This window comes from Lyngbya sp. CCY1209, assembly GCF_035615495.1.
In the GTDB taxonomy this organism is placed as follows: domain Bacteria; phylum Cyanobacteriota; class Cyanobacteriia; order Cyanobacteriales; family Microcoleaceae; genus Limnospira.
In genome coordinates, this window is sequence record NZ_JAJENU010000566.1 from 1 (window position 1) to 11,305 (window position 11,305).

10 protein-coding genes and 1 tRNA gene are annotated in these 11,305 nt (G+C 51.6%); 7 read left to right on the plus strand and 4 right to left on the minus strand.

The features are described from left to right. Nucleotides 1-199: 199 nt before the first annotated feature. From LKE08_RS19730 to LKE08_RS19755, 6 genes are all read left to right on the plus strand, one after another. Nucleotides 200-742, plus strand: coding sequence for an RDD family protein (locus LKE08_RS19730; RefSeq protein ID WP_324705965.1), 543 nt, complete (start codon nucleotides 200-202; stop codon nucleotides 740-742). A gap of 38 nt (nucleotides 743-780) precedes the next feature. Beyond that, complete coding sequence (rpmG, locus tag LKE08_RS19735; protein WP_324705966.1) at nucleotides 781-969, plus strand: 50S ribosomal protein L33; 189 nt, start codon at nucleotides 781-783, stop codon at nucleotides 967-969. A gap of 59 nt (nucleotides 970-1,028) precedes the next feature. Then, complete coding sequence (gene rpsR, locus LKE08_RS19740) at nucleotides 1,029-1,244, plus strand: 30S ribosomal protein S18 (protein WP_324705967.1); 216 nt, start codon at nucleotides 1,029-1,031, stop codon at nucleotides 1,242-1,244. Nucleotides 1,245-1,252: 8 nt separating this feature from the next. Continuing rightward, nucleotides 1,253-3,271, plus strand: a complete 2,019-nt coding sequence (locus LKE08_RS19745) for a ribonuclease R family protein (protein WP_324705968.1) — start codon at nucleotides 1,253-1,255, stop codon at nucleotides 3,269-3,271. A gap of 117 nt (nucleotides 3,272-3,388) precedes the next feature. Beyond that, on the plus strand, nucleotides 3,389-3,694 hold the full coding sequence (locus LKE08_RS19750; protein WP_324705969.1) for a hypothetical protein: 306 nt from the start codon (nucleotides 3,389-3,391) through the stop codon (nucleotides 3,692-3,694). A 304-nt stretch (nucleotides 3,695-3,998) separates the two neighbouring features. After that, nucleotides 3,999-7,784 (plus strand): hypothetical protein, encoded by a 3,786-nt coding sequence (locus LKE08_RS19755; protein ID WP_324705970.1) that lies wholly within the window; start codon nucleotides 3,999-4,001, stop codon nucleotides 7,782-7,784. A 117-nt stretch (nucleotides 7,785-7,901) separates the two neighbouring features. Here LKE08_RS19755 and LKE08_RS19760 read toward each other — a convergent pair whose 3' ends face one another. Both LKE08_RS19760 and LKE08_RS19765 read right to left on the minus strand, forming a co-directional pair. Next, nucleotides 7,902-8,879, minus strand: a complete 978-nt coding sequence (locus tag LKE08_RS19760) for a cysteine synthase A (protein ID WP_324705971.1) — start codon at nucleotides 8,877-8,879, stop codon at nucleotides 7,902-7,904. Between the two features lie 188 nt (nucleotides 8,880-9,067). After that, complete coding sequence (locus tag LKE08_RS19765) at nucleotides 9,068-9,706, minus strand: peroxiredoxin (RefSeq protein ID WP_324705972.1); 639 nt, start codon at nucleotides 9,704-9,706, stop codon at nucleotides 9,068-9,070. Between the two features lie 205 nt (nucleotides 9,707-9,911). Between LKE08_RS19765 and LKE08_RS19770 the strand changes: the two genes are divergently transcribed. After that, nucleotides 9,912-9,996 (plus strand) — tRNA-Ser (locus LKE08_RS19770). A 74-nt stretch (nucleotides 9,997-10,070) separates the two neighbouring features. Here the strand turns inward: LKE08_RS19770 and LKE08_RS19775 are convergent. Both LKE08_RS19775 and LKE08_RS29335 read right to left on the minus strand, forming a co-directional pair. After that, on the minus strand, nucleotides 10,071-10,286 hold the full coding sequence (locus tag LKE08_RS19775) for a hypothetical protein (protein ID WP_324705973.1): 216 nt from the start codon (nucleotides 10,284-10,286) through the stop codon (nucleotides 10,071-10,073). A gap of 498 nt (nucleotides 10,287-10,784) precedes the next feature. Then, a complete protein-coding gene (locus tag LKE08_RS29335; RefSeq protein ID WP_375341448.1) occupies nucleotides 10,785-10,985 on the minus strand; it encodes a hypothetical protein in 201 nt (66 codons plus the stop codon). Between the last annotated feature and the right edge of the window lie 320 nt (nucleotides 10,986-11,305).

The following is an 11,305-nucleotide window of genomic DNA, read 5'->3' on the forward strand; positions in this document are numbered from 1 at the left end:
GCAATGGATGAAGCCGAGGCGCACTAACAGACCGAGGGCTTGACCTCTTAACCACCACTTTCTCTATGCAGTCTTTAGGATTCTGAGTCTTAATACTCAACTTAGCCTTTCTCTATAATCAGAGATGGGCTTTGTTAGTTTTAAGTCTGTCAGGTGTCAGGATAGAAATGTACTTTATTGTCAAGATCTGGCATCGATTATGAGTTCCGAAAGATCTGAGCTGGTTCCGCCAGCTTTTCCGAGGGTTCCAACCGGGTCGCGGGCAGCGGCGTTGGGTATTGATGCCCTGTTGGTTGGATTGATTGCGGGTTTACTCGGCGGTAAGGGCTTAGTCGGGCTAATTTTATTTTTGATGATTTGGATTGCGCTGCGGGTGTTTCTGGTTTCCAAGAACTACGGGCAGAGCCTGGGGCGCTGGGCATTCAATATGCGGGTGATCGACACTCGATTCAATCGGACACCCCAACTGCTGGAATTGTCGAAGCGGGAAGGCATTCTGGGATTGTTCGTTTTTTTGGCTCTGAGTGGGTTGGGAAATATCGGTTCGGGGAATGCGGGGGTGGCGCTGCTGATCGTCCCGCTGATGGCGGATGGGGCGGCGGTTTTGTTTGATACGAGCCGACATCCGCAAACGTTTCACGATCGCATCGGGGAAACCCTCGTCATCGGAGTCGGGCGCGGCTACTCCCTGGATCTGAGAATCCGCCATTGGCTTGACAAAGCACAGCGTTATCTGAAATAATAGATGATTGTGCTTTATTAAGAATTCATTTTACGATTATGGCTAAAGGTGTCCGCATCGTGATCACGCTCGAATGTACGGAATGTCGCACCAATACGGACAAACGGTCCAACGGTGTGTCTCGCTATACGACGATGAAAAATCGTCGGAATACCACCGGCAGAATGGAACTGAAGAAATTCTGCCCCCACTGCAACAAGCATACCGTCCACAAAGAAATCAAATAATCGGGGGACTCCCCCAGATTTCCCATTCGCAAATTGAACCAGAGGAAGACTATACACCCATGAGCTATTTTCGTCGCCAAGTTTCGCCCATCGACCCGAAAACTCCTATCGATTACAAAAATGTGGAGCTGCTCAAGAAGTTCGTCACCGAGCGGGGCAAAATTCTGCCCCGGCGGATTACGGGTTTGACCTGCAAGCAGCAACGCGACCTGACAAAAGCGATCAAACGGGCTAGAATTTTAGCGATGCTGCCGTTTGTCAACAAAGAAGGCTAATTGGATTGGTGGAAAAGGGAAATTTAGTTGAATTCAGGATACACGGGGAGCGGCGTCTCGCCGTGGTCGATCGCCCTGAAGGAAAAAAGCACTGGATCTTGGTTGACGACCAGGGCAATTCCCATACCGTCCATCCGAGGCAAATTACCTACGAGGTGAGTGGAACGGCCTATCGGGCGGCCGATATCCCCGCGTTTTACGAAGAACTCCAGCCCTATCTGGACCCGTCGAGTTTGGAGGTGGCCTGGGAGATTCTGATCGAGGAAGGGGGGACGGTCGATCCGAAGGGCATGGCGTTGCTGCTCTTTTCCGAGGAAAGTCCGCCGCAGTGCTACGCCAGCCACTTGCTACTCTCCAACGACAAACTTTATTTCAAACAGAAGGGCGATCGCTACGAGCCGCGTTCCCCGGGCCAGGTCGCGGAAATCAAACACCAGCAGGAAGTCGAACAGCAGCGGGAGCAGGAAACCCAGGAATTCTGGCGGCGGGTCCAGCAGCGGTTGGCGGGGGAACCGGTGGAATGGCAGGGGAGCGATCGCACCCGCCTGGACGCCCTGGAGCGTTTCGCCCTTTTCGGAGAGGAAGCCTCCCACACCGGGCCGGCTTTGGAAACCCTGGCGACCCTCGATCGCCCCCAAACTCCGACCGCCTCTTTTGAATTGCTGGTAGACTTGGGGATATGGAGTCTGCATGAGAATCTTTCTTTGCGGCGCAGTCAGATCCCAAGCCAGTTTTCCACGAAGGTGCTAGATGTGGCTCAACATTCTCTCCAATCTCCGCTGCCCGATCGCGATCGCGATTATCGTTTGGATCTGACTCACCTCAAAGTCTACACCATCGACGACGAGAGTACCCGCGAAATTGACGACGGCTTGAGCCTGGAATTTCTCGAAGGCGGGAAACAGAGAATTTGGATTCACATCGCCGACCCTACCCGGCTGATCGAACCGGGGGGCGAACTCGACTTGGAAGCGAGACGGCGAACCACGAGCGTCTACCTGCCCACGGGAATGATTCCCATGTTCCCCTCCGAACTGGCGACGGGCCCGATGAGCCTCGTGCAGGGTCAAATTTGTTGTGCCCTGAGCTTCGGCGTGGTGCTCGACGAAAACGGGAGCGTGGAAGACTACACGATTCACGCGAGCACCATCAAACCCACCTACCGCCTCACCTACGACGATGCGGATGAGATGATTCATATGGGTATCCAGGCGGAACCCGAAATTGAGGCTCTGGCTTTATGGGCGAAACGTCGCAAGGAGTGGCGGGATTCTCAGGGGGCGATCAGTATTTACCTCCCCGAATCGATGATCAAAGTCGAGGGAGATGAAATCATCATCAAACTTTTGGACGATTCTCCGTCCCGGCAGATGGTGGCGGAAATGATGATTTTGACGGGGGAAGTGGCGGCTCGCTACGGCAAGGAAAACAATTTGGCGCTGCCCTATCGCAGTCAACCGCAACCGGAATTGCCGCCGGAAGAGGAATTAATTCTACTCCCGGCGGGGGCGGTGAGAGCCTGTGCGCTGCGTCGCTATATGCCCCGGAGCGAGGTGAGTTTGACGCCGGCCCGCCATGCGAGTCTGGCTTTGGATACCTATACTCAGGTGACGTCGCCGATTCGTCGCTACAGCGATTTGTTGGCTCACTTCCAGATTAAAGCTCATTTGCGGGGGGATGAACCGCCGTTTTCTGTGGACCAGATGCAGGAGATGGTGATGAGTTTGGGTCCGGCGGTCAAAGAGGCATCGAAGGTGGAGCGGGAAACGAATCGCTATTGGAGTTTGGAGTATTTGCGGCGTCGGGCGGATGAGGTTTGGGAGGCGATTCTGCTGCGGTGGCTGCGGGAGGATAGCAATTTGGGGTTGGTGATGTTGGAGGAGTTGGGGTTGGAGTTGCCGATGCGGTTTAATCGGGATGTGGCTTTGGGCGATCGCTTTGAGGTGAAGGTGACTCATTCTGACCCGCGGCAGGATGTGATTCAGTTTCAGGAAATTGTGAGTCAGGCGACGGAACCGGCGGTTTAGGGTTGGAAAAAACCACAGAGGCACAGAGGACACGGAGAAGTTTTGGTGATTCTTTAAATCCTTTCGGATGGGGGGATCGTGCTAGATTGGTAGTATTCTATTCGTCGGCAGTTCGAGATGATTTGCCAAGGTCAGACCTATCGACCAAAAATAGATTTGCCGGTGATCTGCATGACCTCCTGGGCTGCGCCATTTACCGGAGGATACGACCATATTTTACCACGGGGCGAGACGTTTATCATTGCGAACGATCCGCCGCCGGACGCCACTGCAGTTTATGCTGATGTCGTGAACTATCATCAACTTCATAGCTATTTTGTTTCTCGGGGCGATCGCTGGCGGTTTTGGGTCTATCGGGGCTATTATCTTTGTATTGATATTGAACAAATTCAGACCGATTGTGAATTGGTAGCCGATGTCTGACCGGCGAAATATTTCGGCTCAATCAAAAACCGCTTGGGAATCAATTTCCTTTTCTTATAGCCGAAATCATTTGAAGATGATTTGGGGGTTTATAGTCAGGTTAAAAAATTTAAGATTTGACAATTTTAAAGAATAAATAATATTTGGATTAAAACTCGAAATTTTATAGGAAAAACATGATAATAATTGGCAGGGAACGCGATCGCACGCTACCAAAAAAGTTGATGCGATCGCGAAATATTGCGGAAATTGCTTTTCGATGCCAGACTGGTTCCATTAACCTCCGGGATGCTACCGACAAAGTATGTCTTCTCCCCAGGAACGATGGATCGCGCTTTCCATTCGCATCGATGCTGACAATCCGGCATTGTTGGATGGTTTGGAAGGTTGGCTGGAGTTGGGTTTGATTTCCCACGAACAAGTCAAACAACTCTGTCAGCAATATTTGAGTCAACCGCTACCGCCACGGCAACCCGTCCCGGTTTTTGCGGAGGAGAAAGACGAGGAACCTGTCAGACGGCGGCAAATTTTCCGAAACCGTCCGCCGCAGCCGAAATCTGCCCATGTCGCCACCCGATTACTTCAGTCTCTCAAGGCGGAATTGAGCGTCCGCTGGCTGCTATTTTTGGGACTGTTTATGGTGGTGGTGTCTTCGGGGGTTCTCGCCGCGAGTCAGTGGGAAAGGTTCCCCGTCGCCGGACAGTATGGCATTTTGTTGGCTTATACTCTGGCGTTTTGGGGGGGTAGCCGGTGGACGGGGAGACAGAATCAGTTGCCGCTGACGGCGGAAACGTTGCGTCAGGTGACGTTGTTGCTGGTTCCGCTCAATTTTTGGGCGATGGACGGGTTCGGTTTGTGGCGAAATCCGCTGGAATTGTTGACGGTGGCGATCGCAACTTTGCTCCTCACTGCAATAACAGTTAATTTATACCAAAAATCCGAATCGGTCGGACATTTACCCCTGCTAAATTATCTGTTGCTGAGTTATCTCAATTGGGGATGGAGTTGGCGGCAAGTTCCGATCGCGGCGATCTATATCGGGGTGATTCTGACGGCAATTATTTGTTTGTATCGCGTTCGCCGACAACCGAATGTCGCCTTGAGGACGGATATCACCTTATTAATTTATGGCTTAATTCTCCTGTTGGGACGGGGAATTTTTGTCGCGGATGTGGATATCACCGCTTTGGGTTTGGCGGTGGGGATTTGTGGCTGGCTGCTGTACCTGTTTTCTCCGGTTTGGATGCGTCATAGTGGCTATATATTTCTATTCTTTGGGTGGTTGATTTCGATTCAATTCCATCCCTGGCAGGCTTTTATTGTCAGCGGACTGGCGGTTTCGATTTTTACCCGCCACCTGCTGCGGTTCTGGAGACGGCGAGATCTGGCGGCTATTTTTGCGATCGGTTTGCAGATGGTTTGGCTGCTGGGGCCGATGATTCCGGACGGGGTGCGGGAAACGGCTATTATTACGGGAACGGAAATTACCAACAGTCAAAATAACCCCTGGTCGCTGCTGAGTTTGACTTGGTTTCCCTATCTTATTTTTATGCTTGGGGTGACGGATTGGCTGTATCGGAAAAATAAAATACAATTGGCGCAGTTTGGGGAGTTGCTGGCGTTGGGATTCGGTCTGTTTCTGACCAGTTTTGGGGTGTTTAATCCGGCGATGCGATCGCTCAATTTGATCGCCTCAGCCCTCACTCTCGCGGCCGTCACGAAACGCAGATCTCCGAATGTTTTTCGAGTCTATCTCACCCATGCGATCGGGTTGCTGGCGCTTCTGAGTGCCGTTGATTGGCTGATTCCCAATCTGACATTTATTCAATGGGCGATGGTTTTGCTGGTTCTGATGGTGGGAGAGTTCGCATTTTCTACCGTCGGATCTTTCACCGATTCTAGTCTATCTTCTCCCGAGGATAGAGGCGATCGCACCTGGGCGGAAAGTGGGTTTTATTTGGGGTTGGTTTTGGCGGGATGCAGCTATCTGTTACTCAGCCAAATGCGAGGGGTTGAGAATTTGATGTGGGTGGCGACTCCCGTGGCGTTGACAGGGGTAGCGTTGATTGGCGACTATCAGCGACGAAAGGCGGGAGAATTGGCAATTTTAGCCGTGGGAATGGCTCAATTTTTGACGTTGGGAATAGATGGAACGCGATTCGCCCTCGTACAATCGCTCAATTTGGCGGTGGGTTGCGGGTTGATGTTCGTCAATTCTCGATTGTTGCTAACGCCAATACCTGCTATTTTAACTGTTGGATTCGGTTTGACATTCTTCGCTTCGGTATTGTGGGAATTAAAGTTAGTTTCCGATTTGGGATGGTTGGTTGTGAATGCGATCGCATTCAGTAGTTTGTGGATATTGCGTCGGGTATTGCAAAATCGGGAATCGGAATTGGGGCGAAATTACACCCAGGCGGCAGATGGGTGGGCGATCGCACTTTGCGGGGTGCAATTGTTCCTGATGACGGTTCATTCCCTCTTCGTTTATTGGGGAGCAATAGAAGCCGATATCGTGGCGGTGGGAGTCTTAATTTTAACTGTCGTTGCCATTGTCTTTAGGACGTGGAAAACCGTTCCAGGAACTCGGGATTTTAACTGGGGTGTTTATGCCGGCTGCTGGGGAGTTGAATTGTTGGTGGCGGAAACCTTGGGATTTTTCTCCAATTCTTTAATTGCATTGGCGATCGCGAATACAATTTTGGGACTTTCTGCACAACTGGCGGGGGATTGGTGGTTGAAACGGAATCCCGATGCCAACATTCCCAAACCTTGGCAGGTCATTCCCATATTATACGGCATTTTCGGAACTATTCTGCGGGTCGATGAATTTGCGATATGGACGGGTTTAAATACGTTCGGTCTGGCTTTCATTTTTATCGGCATCGGACGGCGACAGGAATCGTTGAAACCTCTGGTTTATTTGGGTGTGGCGGGAGTGTCGGCGGCGGCGTTTGAACTGCTATTTTATCGGGTTGATTACCAACCTGTTGGGACTCAGTTGGTGGCGATCGCGACTTTGGCGACCAGTTTCGTGTATTTGTATCGGATATTGTTGCCGGTTTTGATGGGATATTTGACCCTGGAAGCGGGGGAAATCAAAGCGATCGCGCATCTGCATTGGTTCGTCGGTACTGTATCCTTGGGAATCGCCTGTTTTCTCCCCGGAAATATCAATGCTTTGGTGGGGTTGGGGACGGGAATTCTTCTCACACGATATGCAATTATTCAAGGTCGCAATAATCCCCACCGACGGCAGGCGGAATTTTGGGTTTATGCGGGGTTGTTGGAAGCCGTCGCCATCAGTTATTATGTCGCCGATGTTCTGAGTTGGGGAGGGTTTTTTATCCCCTGGAGTGGCGCGATCGCTTCTTTAATTGCCTATTTTTTCTATATTTCACCCTGGGATTTCTGGGGATGGCCGCCAACTCCCTGGCGGCGGGTGGCGGTGGTTTTGCCGATCGCCTGTGTTGGGTTTAGCGGTGCGATCGTCACTCCGTCCCAACTGTTTTCCTGGTATACGGCAACGTTTTTGAGTGCAATTTTCTATCTCGTTTTGGCGGAAATGGGTGAAAATATTCGCTTCACTTATATCAGCATCCTGCTGGTCAATTGGATGATTTTAAAAGGTCTTTTGCCAGTCCATGCCGATACCCGTTTTCTCTGGATTGTCACACCTCCGGCGTTATCCCTGTTGTACCTCGTCCAAGTCGAACCCCATTTAAAAGGAACAAATCGGAGACAAATTCGACATTTTATCCGCTGTCTGAGTGTGGGATTAATTTGTTGGGTCGCCTTATTAGAAAGCCAGTGGATGGGAATTGTACCGGGTGCGATCGCATTGGCGACAATTTTCCTGGGGTTGGCGTTCCGAACTCGCGCTTTTCTCTATATCGGAACGGCGACATTTCTGATCAATGCCTTCAATCAGTTGATTCTTCTCAACTCGATTTATTCATTTTTGAAATGGGTGATTGCTTTTATTATCGGATTGATTCTTATGTGGATTGCAGCTAATTTTGAGACTCGCCGGGAGCAGCTCGTGAGTTTATTACAAAATTGGTTGGCAGAATTAGATAATTGGGAATGATGCCAATCCTATATTTCGATTAATTGATGGGGTGTGATTCATTAAAACTCCCCCTTGATAAGGGAGAGTTTTAGGAAGTATTGATCGCGGGAAATTAGAGGAGATCGCCCGGACATTTTAAGTCGCCGGCCACAACCCTCGTTCAGCCAGCCACTCGCGATTGTACAGCTTGGATTGATAGCGGGAACCCCCGTCACAGAGAACCGTTACAATGGTGTGTCCGGGTCCCATTTCCTTCGCCAGTGCCACGGCGGCGCCGACGTTGATACCCACCGATCCCCCCATGAATAATCCATCTTTTTCCAGGAGTTGATAGACCACCCGCACGGCTTCGCGATCGCCAATTTGGATCGCATCATCGATGGGAACGCCTTCCATATTTGCCGTGATCCTGCTGTTGCCGATCCCTTCCGTAATCGAAGAACCCTCGGTGCTAATTTCCCCCGTTTTCACATAACTGTAAAGGCCGCTACCCATCGGGTCGGCAACCACCGTTTTTATCTGGGGATTTTTCTCTTTTAAAAATAGGGAAACGCCGGCAAACGTCCCCCCCGTACCCGTCGCCGCCACCCAGGCATCGATGGTTCCATCCGTCTGGGACCACATTTCCGGACCCGTGGTTTCGTAGTGCGCCAGCCGGTTTGCCAAATTGTCGAACTGATTCGCCCAAATGGCGTTTTCCATTTCCTCGGCTAACCGACCCGACAATTTGACATAATTATTGGGGTTTTTGTAGGGCACGGCGGGAACCGGACGGACTTCGGCGCCCAAGGTGCGGAGGGCCTCCATTTTTTCCACCGACTGGGTTTCCGGAATCACGATCAAACATTTATAACCTTTGGCATTACAAATGTGCGCCAGACCGATGCCTGTATTTCCCGCCGTCCCTTCTACGACGGTGCCGCCGGGTTTGAGCAAGCCTTTTTTTTCGGCATCTTCGATAATATAAAGTGCCGCCCGATCCTTGACGGAACCGCCGGGATTCAAAAACTCTGCTTTTCCTAAAATTTCACAGCCCGTCTCTTCGCTGAAACTGTTTAACCGGATCAGTGGAGTATTGCCAACGGCTTCCACAAAGCCACGTTTGATGTCCATTTTTTATGTTTTAAATATTCGTTGTCAACGAGTGATAATTTGCCGGTCATTTAGTTTGATGGAGGGCGTGAGAGAGTGGGGGATCGGTCGGAGTGCGATCGCACGGATCGCCCTTCCCTTGAATACTCTGCTCATACGCCCTTTTTCAACTGTGGAATCTCTTCCGGCCGCGATCGTTGACCCCTATTTTACTTGTTCGGCTGAGGAGTCATCCGCAAATAGGATTTGACTTCGGTGTAACCCTTGGGGAACTTCTGCTTGAGCTCATCGGGATCTGTCAGGGAGGGGACGATTACGCAGTCGTCGCCATCTTTCCAGTCGGCGGGGGTGGCGACCTTGTAGTTGTCGGTCAGTTGCAGGGAGTCGATGACCCGCAGGATTTCGCTGAAGTTGCGGCCCGTGCTGGGGGGGTAAGTGAGGGTCAGGCGCAGTTTTTTGTCGGGGTCGATGATGAACACCGTGCGGACGGTGACGGAGGCGCTGGCGTTGGGGTGGATCATGTCGTACAGGTCGGAAACTTTGCGATCGCCGTCCGCCAAGATGGGATAATTGATGGTCGTCTGTTGGGTTTCGTTGATGTCGCCGATCCAACCTTTGTGAGATTCGGCATCATCGACGCTGAGGGCGATGACTTTGACGTTGCGCTTGTCAAATTCGGGTTTGAGTTTGGCGACGGTGCCGAGTTCGGTGGTGCAGACGGGGGTGTAGTCCGCCGGATGGGAGAAGAGAACCACCCAGCTATCGCCGGCCCACTGGTGGAAGCTGATGTCGCCTTCCGAGGACGACTGGGTGAAGTCGGGAACGGTATCGCCTAATCGCAGAGCCATAGCTTGATTTCCTCGCTCGTTGTCGGGTTGAAAAATATTCGATCTCCATCATACTCCTGTTTTCCGATCGGGTTAAGTGATTTTGAAAATTTTACGGGTCGGGGTGCGATCGCACGGAGAGCGGCGGTAGACCTGAAGCGCGATCGGTGGTAAGATTATATTTTGTCTGTAGGCTGACTCAGATCTTCGAGAGTCAGGATGGACTGGAGAGGTGGCAGAGTGGTCGATCGCGCTCGACTTGAAATCGAGTGAGCCGAAAGGTTCCGTGGGTTCGAATCCCACCCTCTCCGTTGTTTCAGACTTTGCCCATTTGACTTTTGAGGTGCATTTGATGTGAATTTGATGTGCAGGGCGATTTTGCACATCAAACCGAAACTGCCCCCACCATCGGCGCGATCACCCCCACCATCACGCCGATCGCTCCCCGGCACTTCCACACCCCCCGATCCATCCGTCGGGCGATCGCCAGTAGCTCATCGGCAAACTCGGCGGGGACCCGGATCGCCCGCGTCGGGGTGTGGTCCCATTTCGGTTGTTTTAGTCCACTGGTGTCGGGGTTGTAGTTGGCCATACTGCTCATAGCTCTATCAATGTACATTGATATACCTATCATTGTACATTGATACGGGTCAAGCGTCCCCCAGCAGGATATCGGGTATCGCCCACCGATCCGTCATGCGATCGCCTTGCCACCTGGCAATACTGCCCTATCAATGTACATTGATAACCGGACGGGCGATCGCTCCCCTCTCAGACTTGCCAACTGGCAACCATCCCCCCCTATCTGTGGCGACGTTGGGGCGGGCTGCGGGGACGGTTTATCCATTTTGGTGTTGCCCCGCCCCGATCAGGATAAAAAAATCATTTTTTTTTATTTTAGGGTGTCCTGGGTGTCCCCTGGTGTTGGAACGTATACGGTGAGGGAGTTTAAAGGGGGACACCCAGAAAAAATCCTGCCTGTCCCCTGCCTGTCCTGCCTGTCCCCCTTTGACAAAAAATGACCCCCGGTCTGGTGCGATCGGGGGTTGATGGGGTATGGGGACAGTAGAAAAGGGATGCTTTGTCTGTGAGGGCTTGTTTAACTGGCGTTCTCGTCCTGGGCGGGCAGAACACCCCTGGACTCCAAAGCCTCACTGATCAATACAGAAACCATGTTCGCCACACTGCGCTGCTCTTGTTTGGCCATTTTGACTATTAACGCCTTTACCTCTGGTTCCAGATAAATACTGGTGCGACTTAACTTTGTGGGCATTGTGTACTTTGCATAAAACATTGACATTTTACCTCGTCAAGATGTAGGCTACATTCCATATGGTACATTACCGTGACAAACCGTGCATGACGGTGGTGTACTGTTTAGATAAGCGAAAACCCACTGGTGTCTGCCGGCAAGCTCGTCACCAGTGGGCGCGAAAACCCCTTTTACAGGAGTAACTATGACTTTATCAGAACTCAAAGCCCGTGCGATCGCGCTCGGACTGTCCAAAGACGACGTGAGAGCGTTCGGCAACCTTTCTTACAAGGCAACCTGGGAAGCCGCGATCGCCGACACCGAAACCGCACCCCCCCAAATGGATGAGTCCCCCGCAGGGGAACCGA

Excerpts from the sequence above, each read along its gene's own strand:
- rpsR (WP_324705967.1), top strand. The coding sequence starts at position 1,029 with ATGAGCTATTTTCGTCGCCAAGTTTCGCCCATCGACCCGAAAACTCCT.
- LKE08_RS19775 (WP_324705973.1), bottom strand. The coding sequence starts at position 10,286 with ATGAGCAGTATGGCCAACTACAACCCCGACACCAGTGGACTAAAACAA.
- rpmG (WP_324705966.1), top strand. The coding sequence starts at position 781 with ATGGCTAAAGGTGTCCGCATCGTGATCACGCTCGAATGTACGGAATGT.
- LKE08_RS29335 (WP_375341448.1), bottom strand. The coding sequence starts at position 10,985 with ATGTCAATGTTTTATGCAAAGTACACAATGCCCACAAAGTTAAGTCGC.
- LKE08_RS19750 (WP_324705969.1), top strand. The coding sequence starts at position 3,389 with ATGATTTGCCAAGGTCAGACCTATCGACCAAAAATAGATTTGCCGGTG.
- LKE08_RS19760 (WP_324705971.1), bottom strand. The coding sequence starts at position 8,879 with ATGGACATCAAACGTGGCTTTGTGGAAGCCGTTGGCAATACTCCACTG.
- LKE08_RS19730 (WP_324705965.1), top strand. The coding sequence starts at position 200 with ATGAGTTCCGAAAGATCTGAGCTGGTTCCGCCAGCTTTTCCGAGGGTT.
- LKE08_RS19765 (WP_324705972.1), bottom strand. The coding sequence starts at position 9,706 with ATGGCTCTGCGATTAGGCGATACCGTTCCCGACTTCACCCAGTCGTCC.
- LKE08_RS19755 (WP_324705970.1), top strand. The coding sequence starts at position 3,999 with ATGTCTTCTCCCCAGGAACGATGGATCGCGCTTTCCATTCGCATCGAT.